Raw genomic sequence first — 18,245 nt, forward strand, 5'->3', positions numbered from 1 at the left:
CTGTCAATCTGACAGGAGACACTGTCAGATTGAGCGAGAGTAGAGGTCACAGTGCCCAAGATCCTGGCTCGACCCCCGATGAACTCACCGTTGCACCCGATTTCGGGTCGTTCCGGGCTGCCCCTGGTCGGGCACGCGCTGGCATACATTCGCGATCCACTCGCTCTCATGCAGGAGAACTGGGATCGATTCGGCGAGGTGTCCTGGTTCTCCATGGTCGGTCGGCGATGGATCGCTGTACTCGGACCTGACGCATGTCAGGAGGTCCTGCAGAACAAAGATCGGGCTTTCGTCAACAGCGACGGCTGGTCGGTGCTGATCGGCCCCTTCTTTCACGGTGGGCTGATGCTGCTCGATTCCGAAGAACACTTACGACACCGTCGAATCATGCAGCAGGCGTTCACTCGATCACGACTCGAGAAGTCTGTCGACGTTCTCAACCCGGCAATCGACTCGGCGCTCGACGCATGGTCTCCCGCTGACGGATTCCGTGCCTATACGGCACTGAAGACGTTGACCCTCGATCTCGCCACCGACATTTTCATGGGCGGCGCGGAAGGAAGCACCGAGAGCGAAATATCCTCGGTGAAGAAGGCTTTCGTCGATTGTGTCCAGGCAGCAACCTCTCTGGTTCGCTACCCCGTGCCGGGGACGCGATGGAAGCGAGGGCTCGACGGCCGCCGGGTCCTGGAAGACTTCTTTCGTCGTTACCTGCCGGCGCGTCGAAGTCTCGAAACCGATGACCTGTTCTCCGTGCTCTGTCACATCGAATCCGAAGCGGGACAACGCTTCAGCGACGACGAAGTGATCGACCATATGATCTTCCTTCTGATGGCCGCTCACGATACCTCGACCATCACCCTTTCCACGATGATGCAATACCTGGGTCAGCACCCAACGTGGCAGGACAAGTGCCGCACAGAATCACTTGCTCTGGGGACCTCGATGCCGAGTTATGCAGATCTCGACGGGCTGAGCAGTCTTGATCTGGTGATGAAGGAATGCCTCCGACTCGTCTCTCCCGTACCGGTCATGGCGCGGCGAGCGGTCCGCGACACCCAAGTGCAGGGTCGCTTCGTACCGGCTGGAACGTATGCCGCCGTCGCCCCTCATTTCACACACCACATGTCGCAGTACTGGCCTGATCCCGAGCGTTTCGATCCCGAGCGCTTCGCCGAGAACCGACGCGAAGACAAGGTTCATCGATACGCGTGGGAGCCGTTCGGCGGTGGAGTGCACAAATGTCTCGGAATGCACTTCGCCGGCGCCGAGATCAAGGCAATCATGCATCACCTCCTCCTGCGCTTCGAATGGAATGTCGACGCCGATTACGTCGCCCCGCTCGACTTCACGTCCTTACCGTTCCCCTCCGACGGTCAACCTGTCGATCTGCGTCGGCGTCCCACTCCGGTGCGCTGAGCCCCTACGTCCGAGTTACTTCGACGCCCGCAGTTCGAACTTGAGGACCTTGCCGGTCGGGGTGCGAGGAAGGTCGAGGGGGAAGACGATGTCACGGGGAACCTTGTACCCGGCCAGCAAGGTGCGGGTGTGCTCCACGATGTCTTCTGCGGAAGCCTGTAACCCCTTGCCCAGCACCACGAATGCTTTCGGCCGCTCGCCCCACTTCTCGTCCGGAACACCGACGACTGCCACGTCGATCACGGCGGGGTGACTCATGATCGCCTGCTCCACCTCGACGGTGGAGATGTTCTCGCCGCCCGAGATGATGATGTCCTTCGCGCGGTCCTTGAGCTGGATGTAACCGTCGGGATGCATGACGCCGAGATCCCCGGAATGGAACCAGCCACCGGCAAACGCTTCGGCAGTCGCGGCCTCGTCGCGGTAGTACCCGAGCATCACGTTGTTGCCGCGGAGCACGATCTCACCCATCGTCTGACCGTCGGCGGGAACGTCGTTCATCTCGGCATCGACAACGCGAGCATTTTCGGCCTGCACCATGCCGACTCCCTGGCGGGAGAGAAGTGCGGCACGCTCGGACTGAGGCTTGTCGTCCCAGGCCTCCTGGTACTCGCAGATCGTGTACGGCCCGTAGACCTCGGTGAGCCCGTACACGTGGACGACGGTGACGCCGATGTCTTCGAGCTTTCCGATGATCGTCGGCGACGGGGGAGCCCCGGCGGTGGTGATGCGCAGGGCGTCGACCTTATGGGCCTGCTCGGCATCGGCGATGGTCGAGCAGACGGTGGGGGCGCCGCACAGATGCGTCACGCCCAGATTGTCGATGGCGTCCCAGATCGCGTCGGCGCGGACCGCACGCAGGCAGATGTGGGTGCCCGCTGCCTGAGTGACGGCCCACGGCGTGCACCACCCGTTGCAGTGGAACATCGGCAGCGTCCACAGATACTTCGTCGATCCGTCGAACCCGTTGTGGAAGGTCTCGCCGAGCGAGTTCAGGTACGCCCCGCGGTGGGAGTACATGACCCCCTTGGGCTTTCCGGTTGTGCCCGAGGTGTAGTTGATGGCGATGCACTGCTGCTCGTCGTCGACGCCCCAGTGCAGTGGCTGATCGGCGAGAGCTTCGCCTTCGGCAATCAGATCAGCGTATTGCCAGGTGACGATTCCGGCGGGCACTTCCGGGTACGGCACGGTGGAGTCCGGGACCTCGATGATCTCGCGCAGGCTCGCCACGTTTGTCTTGGACGAGGTGACCGAACCGACGAATTCGGAGTCGACGAACAGGATCGTGGTTCCCGAGTGATCGAGAATGTACTCGAGTTCGGGACCAGCGAGGCGTGAGTTCAGGGCGATCAGGACTCCGCCGGCGAGTGGGACGGCAAAATGCGCGAACAGCATCTCGGGAACGTTCGGAGCCAGATATGCAACGCGGTCACCGGGCTGAATGCGTTCACGCAGGACGCGGGCCAGCGATGCGACCTCGTCACCGAAGTCGCGGTACGAGTAGGTCCGGTCGCCGTGAACGACGGCGGTGCGATCGGGGAACACCGCGGCGCTGCGCTCGAGAAAGCGCAGCGGACTGAGCGGGGTGTTGTTGGCTGCAACAGCTGTCGGGACAGACAAGGTTCCTCCGAAGGCGACGTGGCACGGTTGGTGTCACGATAAGTGTGATCGGCACTACAAATGGTCTGGATGCACGCTATTGCCCAGTCACAGGTGCCGCTACCCTCTGAATTGGGTATGTGGGATGCCGGGAGGTGCGTGTGAGCAGGGTATTGAGGCCGAGCGACGACGACGCGTTGCGCGCCGAGCTGCGTCGACTACATCCCCGGACCGAGTTGCCGGTTCTGTTCAGCGGTTGTGTGAGCGACCGGTCGCTCACCATCACCGGGCACGTGGGCACTCGCAGCAACATCCTGCGAAACCTGCAAATCGACGCCGAATGCGGACTCGGTGGCCGGGCGATCGCAGAACAACGACCGGGCGCGGTCCAGGACTACGCGAACTCGTCGCACATCACGCACGACTACGACTACGAAGTGGGCGCCGAAGCGATCGAATCCTTGATGGCAGTCCCGATCGTCGTACGCGGGGTTACTCGCGGAGCGATCTACGGAGGACTGCGTGCCAACCTGCCGATCGGCGACGTGATCGCCGAGACGATGATGCGATCGTCGTACGCGTTGGCCCGCGAATTCGAGATCCGCGACGAAGTGGATCGGCGCGTGACGATGCTCGATACCGCTGCGGTGGAACATGGTTCGAACCGCGACGCCCAGATCTCCGAGGGATTGACCGAGAGCGTACTGGCGCTCGGCGAGATCGCGGCGAACCTCGAGGACACGACTCTCAGCGCGCAGGTCCACGCCGTCGAGGCAAAGCTTCGGGCATTGGCCTCGCCGATTCCCTCCGCGAACACTCCAGCCGCGAACGCCGTTGTCCTGTCACCACGCGAGCGGGAGGTGATGGGGTACGTCGCCCTCGGACTACGAAATGCCGAGATCGCCGAGAGGTTGTCCTTGAGCGTCGAAACGATCAAGACGTACATGCGGAATCTGATGGGAAAACTCGACGTCCGCAGTCGTCATGAAGCGGTCGTGGAAGCGCGGCGGCAGGGTTTGATTCTGTGAGGGCTTGATTCTCTGATCGGTCCCGCCAAGCGGAATTTCGGAACTGCGTCGCCGCCCCGGTTGATATGACGGACCTCACTATCGGCAGAGTTCTACACGAGTGATGAGGGCATCGATGCAGGATTTGTTCGACAACAACGACATGACCGGCCTGGCCGAAGCAATCAAGAGCGGCGACGTCTCCGCCAAGGAAGTCCTCGAGTTCAGCCTGGACAGGCTCGACGAGCGCAACCCGGCAGTCAACGCAGTGATCAGCGAGCGTCGAGAGGAAGCGCGCAACGAGGTATCAGGCGGTCTGCCGGAAGGTCCACTGCACGGCGTCCCGTTCGTGATCAAAGACCTCGGCATGGACGTCGCAGGATTGCCGAGCACCAATGGATCTCGATTGTTCGCCGACGCTGTGGCAGAGGAAGATTCGACGCTCGTCGAGCGCTACCGTCAGGCTGGTCTGGTTGTCATCGGCAAGACGAACACCCCGGAGTTCGGCAAGAACGCCAGTACCGAACCTGCGCTGTTCGGACCCACCCGCAATCCGTATGCACTTGATCGTTCGCCCGGCGGATCTTCGGGTGGCACGGCTGTAGCTGTTGCCGTCGGGATCGTGCCAGGCGGACATGCCAGCGACGGTGGTGGATCGATCCGTATACCCGCATCGGCATGCGGCTTGGTAGGCCTCAAGCCGAGCCGTGGACGCACTCCGACGGCGCCGGCGCGCACGCTCTTCTCGTCGCCGATGAGTGTTCATCACGCACTCACCCGAAGTGTCCGCGACACCGCGCTGCTTCTCGACCTGTCCGCCGGACCGACAGTTGGCGATCCTTACGTGATTCTGGCGCCGAAGCGGCCGTACGTCGAGGAAGTGGGCGCGGATCCCGGACGGTTGCGGATTGGTCTGCGTAACGCGCTGCCGGACGGCACCCCGGTTGATCCGGAATGTGCGGCCGTCACAACCAGTGTTGCCGGCCTGCTCGAAGAACTCGGTCACGATGTCACCGAGAGTGCCCCGAACTTTCCCCTCGATGCGCTTACTGCCGGGCTTTCGGTGTTGATGGGTATTCCGATGACGATCGAGGTCGACGAACGACTCGCGGTCCTGAACCGCGCAATCCGGGACGACGACCTCGAGCCGATGGCCCGGATGATCTACGACCGTGCGAAGTCCGAAAGTGCGACGAACGTCGTCACGGCGTTGCAGGAACTCGAGCGGGCAGCCCAGGTGATCGGTGCGTTCTTTGTCGATCACGATCTGTTGCTGACGCCGACGATGGCTCGGCCGGCAGCTCCGCTCGGTCTGCTCGATACGGCAAATCCCATGTCGATCTGGGAACACTCGGCCGGATACAGCGGTTTGACCAGTCCGTTCAACAGTTCCGGTCAGCCGGCGATTTCCTTGCCGATGGGGCACGACTCGGCCGGTGTGCCGATCGGCGTTCAGTTGGTCGGTGCGTTCGGACGCGAAGATTTGCTGATCCAGGTTGCGTCGCAGCTCGAAACGGCCCGTCCGTGGTCCATTGCGCCGGTGTGGCCGCCGGTCCCGGTCTAACGCGCGCGGTTGTTCGAGCAAGGGGAGGGCGTCAGGCGATGATGCGAATTGGCCACTGGCCGTTCACATCTGCGACGTCCCTCCCCTGGCTGAGTAGGTACTCGGCGAAATCACGCTGGCGCTCGGCGTGCCAATCGGCTTGATCGACCATGAGATCGAGCCCCAGGATGTCGGGGAACCGCACGGCCAGCTCGCGAGCCAACGCTGCCGCTGCCTTGGCATCGGCCTCAGCCTCGTGGGCCGACTCGAGGGAAATCCCGTAGTGCTCGCACACGGCCGCGAGCGTTCGTTTGCCCTTGCGGAAGGTGTCCATGGCGCGATCGATCACGTACGGATCGATGACCAACCCCGGAACGAAGGCGGGCTTGCCGATGCGCAGACCCTCGGCGTGCATGACCGTCAGATCATAGGAGGCGTTGAACGCCACGACAGCGTGATCGCGTGCCCAGGAATTGTGCAGGGCCTCACGGATCTCTTCGTAGCCCTCGGAGTAATTCTGGCCGTGTTGCGCCGCGAACTCGGTGCTGATGCCGTGAATGGCCGAGGCGCCGGCGGGGATGTCGACGCCGGGATCGAGTAGCCACGTGCGTGTTTCGACACTCGAACCGTCGATCACCGCGACGCAGGCACTGACGATACGAGCGGTCGACGGATCTCGCCCCGTGGTTTCGAGGTCGAACGCGCAGATCGGGCGATCGGACCAGCTACTCATCGGGGGCCTTTCGGTGCGGTGCATCATGTCCGAATCACTATGCACCTCCCTACCGACACAAACGACAAACAGTCACCTCCGCCCGGTGAGGGCGGAGGTGACTGTTTGTCGACGCTGTGGAAACCTACAGAATTTCGGTTCCGACGGTGAAGCGCTCCATGACGTCTTCACGCGGAGTCACACCGAATCCCGGTCCCTGCGGCACGGCGATGTGGCCGTCCTCGATGACAAACGGTTCGGTGATGTCTTCCTTGTAGAAGCGATCGGACGCCGAGATGTCGCCGGGCAGTGTGAAGCCGTCCAGCGCGGCGAGAGCGGCGTTGGCAGCGCGGCCGATTCCGGTCTCGAGCATTCCGCCGCACCACACCGCAATACCGTGCGCCGACGCGAGATCGTGGATTCGCTTGGCTTCCAGGTATCCACCGACACGGCTCGGCTTGATGTTGATGACCGACGCAGCACCGAGCGTGATGGCGTCGGCTGCATCCTTGGCCGACTCGACTGACTCGTCGAGGCAGATCGGAGTCGAGAGGGACTGGGCAAGCTTGGCGTGCTGCACCAAATCGTCCTCGGCCAAAGGCTGTTCGATGAGGAGCAGTGCAAATTCGTCCAGGCGACGCAGCAGCTGCGCATCGACGAGGGTGTATGCGGCATTCGCGTCGACCTGCAACGGGACGTCGTAGCCGAACTCCTTGCGCACTGCTGCGACAGGTTCGATGTCCCAGCCCGGCTTGATCTTCAGCTTGATGCGCACGTAACCCTGCGACAGGTAATTGCCGACGGTCTCGAGCAACTGCGGAATGCTGTCCTGGATACCGACGGATACACCGGACGGAACCCGCGTGCGAGTGGCACCGAGGTACCGAGCGAACGACTGTCCGCGCGCACGCAATTCAGCATCGAGAATTGCCATTTCGATGGCCGACTTGGACATCTGATGACCCACGATGTGATGAAGCACGCTGCCGACGGTCTCGGCCGAGAGCGGCTGATCCGACTGCGACTTACGCAGCGTCGGAACGAGATACTCGCGCAGCATCGCTCGCGCGCCGGCGGTGTACTCCGAGTTGTAGTACGGATCGCTCAGCGAGCCGCACTCGCCCCATCCGACAGTCTCCACCGAGCCGTTGGGGCCCTCGGTGGTGCCACTCACCTTCAGGACGAGCGTGTTGCGCTCGAGCTGGGTGCTGAATGACGTGGTGAAAGGGGAGACGAGAGGGATGCGCAGTTCGCGCAATTCGACGGACTCAATGTGCATGGACTTGCTCTTCTCCGGTTGTCTCGCAGATTTTCGTGAACATGTAATAGCCACTGGGGTCGAAGCCGGTGGATTGCCATTCCTTCGAGGCGATCAATGGTTCGAGGTACTCGCGAAGCGCGTGTCGCCAGGCAAAGGCGGAGGCGCGGTCGACCGTTCTCAGATGCTCTATGTCTCTGGGTATTCCGACTGCGATGTCGATGCAGTCGGGTGGGATCGGGAGCATCCGAGGTGTACCGTCCTCGGTGGGTTGGAGCACCTTGAATGTATCATCCACGGCCACAGTAGAACTCGGAGCTCCATCGGCGTCGAGGTCCCAACTGACCAGCATTCGGTCGCTGGCGTCGCCGGCATTGATACCGTCTGCCATCGATCCGTAGAAATCCGGATTGTATTCGGCCGGTTCGGCACCGAGACGCTGGATGTTGAAGTAGGCATTGCGTGCGACGAGTGGATCGAAAGTCCAACGGATCGTTTGTACGCCGCGCTCGATGCACCAGTCCCGCTGATGATGCTTCAGAGCGCGGCCGATTCCCTTGCCTGCATGCCCCGGTAGAACTCCGGCGATGTGCGAGTGCAGGACCTGGCCGAGAGGCTCGACGAAGAATCCGACACAACCGCCGATCATTTCGCCTTCGGAGAAGGCTCCCACCACGTAGTGACCGCCGTGATGGAGTGCAACCAACATCGCCGTGCCGAAATGAGCCGGTCCGGGACTGGTTGCCCAGATCTCGTCGAAAACGGCAGACAGATCGGCTATTTCGCGGGTGTCGACCAGTTCTCGAAACTCAACCGCTTTGCTTTTCGACACGAGGGCCCCCTTCAGACGTGATCGAACGAATAAGGCCCGCAACCAACGCCGTTCTCGGGGCGATAGCGGACACGAGCGCATGCTCGGTCTCGGCGTGTGCACCGCCGCCGACGCCACCGAGGCCGTCGAGGGTGGGGATGCCGATGCCGGCAGTGAAGTTTCCGTCCGAGGCTCCACCGACGGCGAGGCCGACGGGAGGAGTCAGATCATGCTCGAGCGCAACACGTTCCGCCAAGGCAAGCAACGGTGCGGACATCGCTGCTTCGAGGGGAGGCCGGTTGACGCCACCCGAGACCGTTACTACTGCTTCGGGGTGGATTGCCTGCAGGGCTCGGATATTCGAATCGACCCGCTCCTGCTCGGCTGCGCTGGTTGCGCGCACGTCCACGTCGACAAATGCTTCTGCCGGAACCGTGTTGGTGGTGGTTCCGGCCGAAATGACGGTCGGCGTGACGGTGGTTGCCTGCGCGGGAGAGGACAAGTCGTTGATCGCGATCACGAGACGAGCCAGCTCGACTGCCGAGTTGATGCCCTTTTCCGGTTCCAACCCGGCATGTGCAGCGCGGCCGGCAACATGGATCCGATACAGAGACACTCCCTTGCGGACGGTCTTGAGTTCACCGCCGTCGCCGCCGGCCTCGAGGACGAGCACCGCGCCCGCAGCAAGTTCCTCGATGAGGGACCGCGACGTGGGCGAACCGATTTCCTCGTCACCGGTCACAAGGAGTGTGATCCCGTCGAGTGCATCGTCACCGTGCAACTCTCGAACGATGGCGAGGGCGTGAATCGCCTGAACAACACCAAGTTTCATATCGAGGCCGCCAGGACCTCGAAGTGCTCCGTCGGTGACGGCTGCGGGCAGGCGCGTCAGGGTGCCGATCGGCCACACGGTGTCGTGGTGACCGAGCAGCATCAGCCGCGTCGGTGAACTACCGAAACGGGTCACCAGATGGGTTCGGCCTTCCCTCACTATCGACTCCGGTGTAACGCCGAGTCGTTCGTGGACAAGGTCTGACGTCCATTTCGCGCTGCGAGCAACAGCTTCGAGATCGTGAGACGGCGACTCGACTTCGATGAGCGCGATGGCGTCCTCGAGGATCTGAGGAAGTTGGCGCTCGGCCAGATCGCGGAGAACGGTCATCGGTTGTTCACTCGCGGATATGCGCGGCTTCCGACGTGTAACAATTGTGTACTCCCGTTGTCGGAGAAAGTGATCCGGATCCAACTCGATGTTTGAGGGAGTCGGGTCCCGAACACTCCAGGGTGAACTTCGATCAGGTTGAGAGAGACGGACTCTGCCGTTTCGGCGTTGAGCGAAGGATCGATGTGATCGGTGCGGCGGGCGGTCAGAGAACTGCCGGTCCGTTCCAAGACGAAATCGGCGGCAGCATCGCGGTACAGACCGCACAGCGCATCGAGTTCCTCGGGTGAGGACGTGATGCGGGTGTGGGGGTCACCAGGCGAGAATGCCGGTGTCACGGCGACGCCGCCGATCGAAGCGATCACCTCAGCCAGAAGATCGCCCGAGAGACCGTCCATCGCTCCGCCGTTGGCCATCAGGACTACTGCTATGCCGCAGGACGGGACCACCCGCAAGAACGACTGCTGGCCGAGAGTTCCGCCGTTGTGGCCGTGCGCCAGTACCCCGCCCCAATTGTGCAGCAGCCACGTAGTTCCCATGATGTCTGCAGACGACACGTCACCGATCTGGCGGCGTTCCTCGAGCATCGCCAGATGAGTGGAACGCTGAAGCAGCACCGGATCCTCGCGCATCGAATCCTGCGCGAACAGGAGTAGGTCTTCGGCTGTGCTGTTGATGAGACCAGCGGGGCCCATCGAACGAGGGATGAGGAATTGTGGTGTCTGCTCGAGATTGTCGGCGCCGCCGACGTGCCCGACTGCGGCGCCGCCGACGTGCCCGACTGCGGCGCGGTGCAGTGCCGTTTCCTCGGGCAGAGTCGTGGTCTTGGTCAGGCCGAGCGGCTCGATGATCCGCTCGCGCAGAACCGCGTCCCAACTCTTACCTCGGAGAACCTCGATGATTCGTCCGGCGATGACGAAGCCGGTGTTGCAGTAGGACCAATCGGTACCGGGAGCGAAGAGTTGCACCGTCGAGGTCAGGGCTGCGACGTATCGCTCGACGCAGTCGTCGCCGCGTCCGCCGTCGATGAAGACGTCACCGTCGATGCCACTGGTATGAGTCAACAGGTGGCGTGTCGTGACCGTTTCGGTGGCTACCGTGTCGGCAACCGCGAAGTCCGGCAGGATGTTCCGAACAGGTGCATCGAGGTCGAGCAGTCCTTCTTCGACGAGTTGCATGATCAGTGTGGCCGTCCAGACCTTGCTGATCGAACCCATCTGGAACAACGTGTCAGGTGTGGCCGCGACACCGGTGCGGGTGCTGACGACACCGGAAGTGACCACGGTGCGGTCGAATCCGCTGCGACCTGTGGTCAAAATTCCCAGCGAGGCACCGGGTACCCCGTACTTCGCGCTCAGGGTGTCGAGTCGGTACTGCCAGTAGTCGGGGTCGACCGTGATGAGTGCCGGCGTGGGGGAGAGGTGACGTTCGAGCCACTCGACCAGCCTGGTGCTGTAATCCAGTCGGTGGGACGGGCGGCCCGTCAACACGAAGGCATGCGACGCGTCCGGGTAGACCACCAGTTCGGTCGGGGTGCCGGCCAAACGCAGTCCACCGAACCACTGTTCGGCTTGGTTGACCGGGCACCGGACATCGCTGCCGCCGTGCAGTATCAGCGTCGGTGTTGTCACCTTCGTGACTCGCCCCAACGGCGAAAGTTCCTGTACCCGAGATGACTGCGGGTCGAATTCGACCGTCTGCAGCAAGATGCCCTCGTCCGACGGGCCCGCCGTGTTCGCGATGTCGCAGACGAGGCCACCGGCGACTGCGACGGCAAACCGATCGGTGACCGACGTCAGGGCGCAGGTCATGAATCCGCCGTAACTGTAGCCCGTGAGCACCAGTTGTTTCGGATCAGCAATCCCTTCGGCGACAAGCGTTTCGACTGGTTCGAGCAGGTCAGCGCGATCCGCCTCGCCCCAGCCGTCCCGCACCCCGTCGAAGAAGTCGTTTCCGTAGCCGTCACTTCCGCGCGGATTGATCATCAAGACCGTGTATCCCAGCGCGACCAGTTCCGCGTGGTACGCGTGCATCACGGTGGGCGTTCCGGTCCAGGCATTGTGTGGTCCGCCGTGGACGTCCAGAACCAACGGACCCGCACCCGTCACATTCGGGTCGCGCAGGATCCAACCCTGAACACGGGCGCCGTCGCTGATGTCGAACCAACGCTCGGTGGCGACTGGGAACGCGACGGAAGTTGTCAGTTCCGTGTTCAATTCGGTGACGGTTTCGACGGCGCGAGTCTCGAGATCGATGACGGCGACCTCACCGAAGGACGTCGCCGTTGCCAGCGCGACGACGGCCTTCCCTGAGGTCAAGGCAAGGCCGGAGACCACGCTCTGTTCTCCGGTGAGAAGTGGTGAGGCGGAGCCTGATCCGAAATCGACCTTGTGCAGTTCGGTGGAGCCGTGGTTGCGGATGCAGAAGACGATGTCGCCGTCGGCGGTGAAACACGGTGCGCCACCGGGATAACCGGTCCCGCCAGGCATGACGTTTCGGTCGAGTTCGGACGTCAGACTGCGGTCTTCCACTCGCTGGTCGCGGTGCAGGACAAGAAGTTCGTTGTTGTGAATGATCGGCGTGTGCCAACCGACTGCTACGACGGCGTCGCCGGCAGGTGTCCACGCAAGTGGTCCGGCGATGCCGCGTGCGTGCCCCAGCATCCGCGGAGCCGAGGCGAGATCAGTCAGCGATACGGTCCACGCGGAACTCGCCCGTGTCAGATCGGCATTGCCGTCCATCGCCGCGGTGAAAGCAAGTTCGGTGCCGTCGGGACTGTACGCGGGATGCGAAGCGTCCCAATCGCCGTCCGTCAGTTGCCGAAGCGAGCCGGCGGCCAGATCGAACTCGAACAGGTGCGCACGAACGCTGCCCCGGACGCCGGATCCGTCGACCTTGTAGTTGAGGCGTTTTGCCACCAAGAGGCGTGACGATCCGGCGGCAGTGCGGTCGACCGGGGCACTGAAGGCGATTCGAGCACCGTCGGGAGAGAACACCGGTGCCCCAGCGCCGAGCGGGAGTTGTTCCGCGGTGGTCATCTGAACGGCGGGTCCCCCGGTGGCATCGACCTTCCACAGTTGCGGTGTGCCCGAGGAATCCGGCCGAACGAAGACCAACAGCGTGGAAACGGGATGCCATGCCGGCGAGGTGTCGGCAGGTCCCGCGGTGAGCTGTAGTTGCGGGGAAGCCAACCAGATCGAGTGCTCGTTGGTATCCGCGGCCGGATTCGCTTCGGTACGTACGTATGCAATGCGTCCCGACGCCGATACGGCGATGCTGGTCGGTGTAACCACGGACGCGTAATCCTGGATTCTCGCCGAACGACGTTCTTCGGCACGGGCTACGGCTGCGGGGGAGTCGAGAGTGGTCGGCGTTGTCATTGGAACATCGGCTCCCCGAAGGTCGGGATCGCGGACAACAGCTTTGCCGTGTACGGCTCCTTGGGCGAATCGATCACGTCGAGAACCGGCCCGTGTTCGACGATCTCGCCGCCGAGCATGACTGCAACGTGGTCACAGACATAGCGGATCACCGCCAGGTTGTGACTGACGAACAGAACCGTCAGACCCAGCTGCTTCTGCAGATCCACCAACAGATTCAGAACCGCGCCCTGCACGGACACGTCCAGAGCGGAGGTGATTTCGTCGGCAAGCAGAACTGCCGGTGCGGCTGCCAAAGCCCGCGCGAGGGCAACACGTTGGCGCTGACCACCCGACAACGACGACGGGTATTCGTGCGCCTTCTCCACCGGCAGTTGGACGGTGGTGAGGAGTCGAGCCACCTCGGCAGCGCGGTCGCCGCGGCTGCGGCGAGCTTTGTCACGACGCTCGGTGGACCGCAGCGCCTCGGCGAGTGACTGGCCGATGGTCATTCTCGGGTCGAGGCACGAGTACGGATCTTGGAAGACCATCTGGATCCGGTGGCGCAGACGAGCCGTCGCGCCGCGGGCGTGAGCGACGTCCACACCGTCGAGAAGGATCTGGCCGGAACTGGGCTCGGCCAGGCCGACAGTTGCTCGCGCCAGTGTCGACTTTCCGGAACCCGATTCACCGACGAGACCGACCACCGATCCGGAGGGGATGTCGAGATTGATGTTCTTGACAGCGTGGAATTTTTTCGAACCGCTACCGAGGTGGACGTTGACGTCACGGAATTCGAGCCTGCTCATCGGATCTCCTCTGCAACAGCCAACAGTTCTTCCAACTCGATGTCGGCGGTGCTCTCCTCGGCGTCGAGGCTCTCCACCTGCCAGGCTTCGTCGACGGTGGCAAGCGGCTTGTCGCGATCGGTGCTCATGGTGGGGACCGCGGCGATCAGCGCGCGGGTGTACGGATGCTTTGCACGACCGGCAGTCAGATCGTCGACTGCGATGTCTTCGACGATTTCTCCGGCAAACATGACCAGGACACGGGTGCACATGCCGGTGATGACGGCCATGTCGTGCGAGATGAGAAGGATTGCGGCGCCGGTTTCTTCGCGAACCTCGTGGAGCAGCCCGAGGACCTCACGCTGAACGGTCACGTCGAGCGCAGTGGTGGGTTCGTCCGCGATGATCAGAGCGGGCTTGCCCATCAGACCCATGGCGATCATCGCGCGCTGACGCATACCGCCGGAGAACTCGTGGGGGTACTGCTTCGCGCGCCTGGGCGCGTCGGGGATCTTGACGGCGTTAAGTCGCTCGACCGCCGCCTTCTTCGCGTCGGCCTTACTCATACCTTCGTGGAGCCAACCGATCTCGGCGACCTGGTATCCGACCTTGAGTGACGGATTCATGGACGACATCGGATCCTGGAACACCATCGCCATACGTGTGCCGAGTTGGCGGGCAACCTTGCGCGAAGCCGCGTCGTCCGGCCGCTTCCCGTCCTTCATCAGTACGGTGCCGTCGAACTCGATGAGGCCGGCATCGACCACGGTGGGGTGGTCGGTCAGCTGCGCGATTGCCATGCAACTGAGTGACTTTCCGGAGCCGGATTCACCGACGATGCCCACGGTTTCGCCGCGATGAACTGTAAAACTGATGTTGTCGACGGGGCGACGCCAGTGGTCACCCGCGGGGACCGCGACGGACATGTTGCGAACGGTCAGTACCGCGTCTTCGTCGCTGGGCGTCGAATCCGTCTGAGCTGTGCGTGCATTGATCGGCTTCCACTTCGGCAGACGACTGCTGATCGGGCTGCGAACTCCCGCACCGCGTGCAATGGCCTCGCCGAGCAACGTGAAGGTCAAACCGGCGAGCACGACGGCGATGCCGGGAGCAAGTGCGGTGGCCGGGTTGACGAAGATCTTCGACAGGCCTTCGTTGAGCATCCGGCCCCAGTCGAACGCGGGCGGCTGAATGCCCAAACCGAGGAACGAGAGTCCGGCGAAGACCACAAGGCCGCTGCCGACAGCGATGCTGGCGTTGACGATGAGTGGTTCACGGATGTTGGGGAGAATGTGGCGGAACAACAACCCGGGCTTGGTGACCCCGAGGATGCGTGCCGCGTCGATGAAGTCGCGTCCGTTGACCGAGGAAGCCAGCGCGTACGTCAACCTCGCGAACGGCGAGGCCAGGGCGAGACCGATGGCGATCACCGCGCTGCCAGCACCCTGTCCGAGAACGACCAACAGGAAGATGGCCAGAAGGAGACCGGGGAACGCGATGGCGAAGTTGAGGAATGCCACGACCATTCGTCCGACCCACCGAGGAGCCAGCGTCGGGAGCGTACCGAGGATCAGGCCGAGTGTGACACCGAGCGCGACTGCTCCGAGCGCCATGAGCACCGACAGTCGCGCGGCGGTCATCGTGCGCGCGAAGACGTCACGCCCGCCCGCGTCAGTGCCGAAGATGTGCTCGGAACTCGGTCCCTGAGACAGTGCCTTCGGGTTGGCCGCGACGGCGGCGTCACCCCAGATCATCGGTCCGAAGATGACGAGGGCGATCAGAGCGGTCAGGAACGTGAGGGCGAGGATTCCCAGTGGGGTGCGAAACGTTCCGACGATCCAGTGTCGTCGCGGAGGCGTCTTGGGGGCCGCAGTGGGGGCCGTAGGTGAGGTGCTCAACTCAGTTCTCCCGAATTGTGGATCGTGGGTCGATGAGAGCGAGCACCACGTCGACGATGAAATTGATGAGAAGGACGATGGCGCCGTAGATCACGACCAGCGTCTGGGCGAGCGGGTAGTCCTTCTCGGTGATGGACTTGACCAGCGCCATGCCCATGCCGGGCCAGGCGAAGATGCTCTCGATGAGCACGGTGCCGGCAATCAGACCACCCAGGAGGAGTCCGGCGAGCGTCAGTGTCGACGTCATGAGGTTGGGCATTGCATGACGGAAGTAGATTCGCGCCACAGTCATTCGCTTGGCGCGTGCGGTGCGGATGTAATCCATGTCCAACACGCCGAGCGCCTCTGCACGGACGATGCGCGACATCGAGGCGATGGCACCGATCGACATGGCCGCGACCGGAAGGATGTAGCTTTCCGGTCCACCGCGGCCGGCGACGGGCAGAACAGGGAACGTGACGGCAAAGAGGTAGACCAGCGCCGTACCGAACATGAACTCGGGGATCACGGCGATGGTGCCCGACGTTGCGGTGTAACCGATCTCGACTCCGCGTCGTCGACCGTTGCGGGTCAGTGCAGCGAAGATGAGGCCGATCGGAATGCCCACTAGCAGCACCGTGACGACTGTGAGTACAGCCAGTTCGAGGGTTGCCGGTAGGCGGGACGCGATCACCTCGAAGACCGGAGTCCTCAAGGTGATCGAGTCACCGGGATTCCCGCTCAGCAACCCGCCGACGAATCGGAAGTACTGCTGCCACAAGGGAAGGTCGTAACCGAGCTGAGACCTCGTTGTCTCCACCAGTTCGACCGGTGCGTTCATTCCCAGTGCCAACCGAACCGGGTCTCCCGGAATCAGTTGGAGCATCAGGAACGCCGCAGTCACCAGCGCCCAGAGTGAAATCACGAAGGTGCCGAAACGACGCAGAAGATATGCGGGCCAGCTGTCGGACTCGAGCCACTTTGCTCGAGCCTGAGGCGCCGCTTCTGGTTTCGCGGCTTCAATAGTTTGACTCATGGGCTGTCTTTCCGGAGGGCGGGATGCTGGGGCGGGAAGATATTTCAGAGTGGGCGGACGGCCTACTGGTACAGGCGCAGTGCAGAACCGTTGAGCGACTTGCCGAATGAGAGTCCGGCCTTGTTGAAGTACACGTTCATGACTGAGTCTGCGAAGGGCACGGCCGCGATCGTCTTGGTGAGCTCCGACTCGGCGTCGGCCCAAGCGTCACAAGCGTCGCTACCGGTCAGACCGGAAGCCTTGGTGGCTGCTGCTTCGTAGGCGGGGTTGCTGACCGATCCGAAGTTCTTGCCTGCTGCGGGAACCGGCCCGGCAAAGTACGCAGTGAAGGTGCTGGGCAGCGAGGAGTTGACCTGGACCCAGGCGATGTCCCAGGCAGAGTTGTCCTTGCCGCTCAGAATGACGTCGATGATCTTGTTCGAGTCGCCCCCGGTCACCTCGACGTTTGCGCCGAGTTCGGACCACGCCGACTGAGCAAGTTCGGCTGCTGCGTTGCGCGGATCGTCGGTGCCGTCGTATACGAGACGGAGATTGAGCGGCTTTCCGTCCTTGCTTCGCTTGCCGTCGGAGCCGGCCGTCCAACCAGCGGCGTCGAGTGTTGCTTTTGCGGCAGTGAGGTCGAAGTCCGGAATGTTGCCTGCGACAGAGTCGTAAACGCAGGCGCGCGGTTCGACGGCGACGAGGCTGGTTGCCCGGACCCCGTGTCCGGCGGTGATGACCTGAGTGAGGTCGTCGAGATCGACCGCTTGGATCAGGGCCTTGCGGACTGCGGGATCGCTGGTGGGATTGCTGGCGATCTGGTTGAAGTACATCTGGCCCGCGGGCACCGGACGGCCAACCGAGTCCAGATTGGCTGCCGCGACGCGGTCCTTGTCCGGCCCGGCGATCGGAGCTGCATTGAGTTCACCCGAGAGAAGCTGATTTGCGGCGGTGCTCACGTTCGGTGCCATGGCGGCGATGACCGTCTTGGGGACGCCGGGGGTATCGGAAGCGGTGCCGTCGGGGCCCCAGTTGTAGCCATCACGTCGCTGGAACGTGTAGTGGTCGTTGGCGGCGACTTCGGTGACTTCGAACATGCCGGTGCCGAGCGACTTCTTGTTCGATGCTGTCGGATCTTTCAGCCCGGCCTCGCACAGGATCGGCAGTCGACCGACGTTGAGAAGCAGGAACGGGCTCGGCGCCGCAGTGGTGACCGTGACGGTGCGCGCTGCCGGATCGGCGGTTGCGGTGGCACCGGTCGGTACAGAGGACCCGCGCAACTGTGAACCGTTGTCCGGATTGGCCACGAAGTTGATGTTGTCCGCGACGGTCTGGGAAGTCAGCGTGGATCCGTCGGTACAGGTCACCCCGTCACGGATGGTGAAGGACGCAGAGGTCGGGGTCTCCTCCCACTTCTCCGCCAACCACGGTCCGACTTCGCTGGTATCGGGATCCTGGTAGATCAGGTAGTCGTAGGCCAAACGAGACAACTCGGCGGTTGCCTGAGAGGCCGACATGATCGGGTTGAGTGCACCTGGATCGGCCTGCAGGGCGAAACGGAAGGTCCCGTCGGTGGCCGGTTCACCGCCACCGGCGCCCGAGGACGTGCCTCCCGAGCCACAAGCGGACAACACGAGAGCGAGCCCAGCGGCTGCTGCAAGTGTTGGATAGGAGCGGTGTTTCATGGTGCCTCCG

Annotated in this window: 13 protein-coding genes; 3 read left to right on the plus strand and 10 right to left on the minus strand. The window is 62.9% G+C overall.

Annotated features, from left to right (window positions below):
* Positions 1–51 precede the first annotated feature (51 nt).
* Positions 52–1,419, plus strand: a complete 1,368-nt coding sequence (locus ACFWEM_RS05145; RefSeq protein WP_378531706.1) for a cytochrome P450 — start codon at positions 52–54, stop codon at positions 1,417–1,419.
* Positions 1,420–1,434: 15 nt separating this feature from the next.
* On the opposite strand, the gene ACFWEM_RS05150 is transcribed toward ACFWEM_RS05145, so the two are convergent.
* A complete protein-coding gene (locus ACFWEM_RS05150) occupies positions 1,435–3,039 on the minus strand; it encodes an acyl--CoA ligase family protein (protein ID WP_378531708.1) in 1,605 nt (534 codons plus the stop codon).
* 140 nt (positions 3,040–3,179) lie between these two features.
* On the opposite strand from ACFWEM_RS05150, the gene ACFWEM_RS05155 reads away from it, so the two are divergent.
* Together ACFWEM_RS05155 and ACFWEM_RS05160 are read left to right on the plus strand one after the other, a co-directional pair.
* A complete protein-coding gene (locus ACFWEM_RS05155; protein ID WP_378531710.1) occupies positions 3,180–4,046 on the plus strand; it encodes a response regulator transcription factor in 867 nt (288 codons plus the stop codon).
* Positions 4,047–4,161: 115 nt separating this feature from the next.
* Entirely contained in the window at positions 4,162–5,589 is a 1,428-nt protein-coding gene (locus ACFWEM_RS05160; protein ID WP_378531712.1) for an amidase, read from the plus strand.
* 31 nt (positions 5,590–5,620) lie between these two features.
* Here the strand turns inward: ACFWEM_RS05160 and ACFWEM_RS05165 are convergent, their stop codons facing one another.
* The 9 genes from ACFWEM_RS05165 to ACFWEM_RS05205 all read right to left on the minus strand — a co-directional run bounded on the left by ACFWEM_RS05165 (position 5,621) and on the right by ACFWEM_RS05205 (position 18,235).
* Positions 5,621–6,301, minus strand: a complete 681-nt coding sequence (locus ACFWEM_RS05165; RefSeq protein ID WP_317551954.1) for a 3'-5' exonuclease — start codon at positions 6,299–6,301, stop codon at positions 5,621–5,623.
* 124 nt (positions 6,302–6,425) lie between these two features.
* Positions 6,426–7,559 (minus strand): o-succinylbenzoate synthase, encoded by a 1,134-nt coding sequence (gene menC / locus ACFWEM_RS05170; protein ID WP_378531714.1) that lies wholly within the window; start codon positions 7,557–7,559, stop codon positions 6,426–6,428.
* Positions 7,549–8,370 (minus strand): GNAT family N-acetyltransferase, encoded by an 822-nt coding sequence (locus ACFWEM_RS05175; RefSeq protein WP_378531716.1) that lies wholly within the window; start codon positions 8,368–8,370, stop codon positions 7,549–7,551. Before ACFWEM_RS05175 ends, menC begins: the two co-directional genes overlap by 11 nt.
* Positions 8,348–9,511: a M20/M25/M40 family metallo-hydrolase gene (locus tag ACFWEM_RS05180; protein ID WP_378446708.1), complete on the minus strand. Its 1,164-nt coding sequence runs from the start codon at positions 9,509–9,511 to the stop codon at positions 8,348–8,350. The genes ACFWEM_RS05175 and ACFWEM_RS05180 overlap by 23 nt, the downstream gene beginning before the upstream one ends.
* Positions 9,508–12,891 carry a serine hydrolase gene (locus tag ACFWEM_RS05185; protein ID WP_378531718.1) on the minus strand — a complete coding sequence of 1,128 codons (3,384 nt, stop codon included), beginning with the start codon at positions 12,889–12,891 and terminating at the stop codon, positions 9,508–9,510. The genes ACFWEM_RS05180 and ACFWEM_RS05185 overlap by 4 nt, the downstream gene beginning before the upstream one ends.
* The gene (locus tag ACFWEM_RS05190) at positions 12,888–13,679 is read right to left on the minus strand and encodes an ABC transporter ATP-binding protein (RefSeq protein WP_003940215.1); all 792 of its coding nucleotides are present in this window, start codon (positions 13,677–13,679) and stop codon (positions 12,888–12,890) included. Before ACFWEM_RS05190 ends, ACFWEM_RS05185 begins: the two co-directional genes overlap by 4 nt.
* Positions 13,676–15,556, minus strand: a complete 1,881-nt coding sequence (locus ACFWEM_RS05195; protein ID WP_378531720.1) for a dipeptide/oligopeptide/nickel ABC transporter permease/ATP-binding protein — start codon at positions 15,554–15,556, stop codon at positions 13,676–13,678. The genes ACFWEM_RS05190 and ACFWEM_RS05195 overlap by 4 nt, the downstream gene beginning before the upstream one ends.
* Before the next feature lies 1 nt (position 15,557).
* Complete coding sequence (locus tag ACFWEM_RS05200) at positions 15,558–16,571, minus strand: ABC transporter permease (protein ID WP_378531722.1); 1,014 nt, start codon at positions 16,569–16,571, stop codon at positions 15,558–15,560.
* 62 nt (positions 16,572–16,633) lie between these two features.
* A complete protein-coding gene (locus ACFWEM_RS05205; RefSeq protein WP_378531724.1) occupies positions 16,634–18,235 on the minus strand; it encodes an ABC transporter substrate-binding protein in 1,602 nt (533 codons plus the stop codon).
* Between the last annotated feature and the right edge of the window lie 10 nt (positions 18,236–18,245).

The sequence above is a fragment of the Rhodococcus sp. NPDC060176 genome (assembly GCF_042728675.1).
Taxonomy (GTDB): domain Bacteria; phylum Actinomycetota; class Actinomycetes; order Mycobacteriales; family Mycobacteriaceae; genus Rhodococcus_F.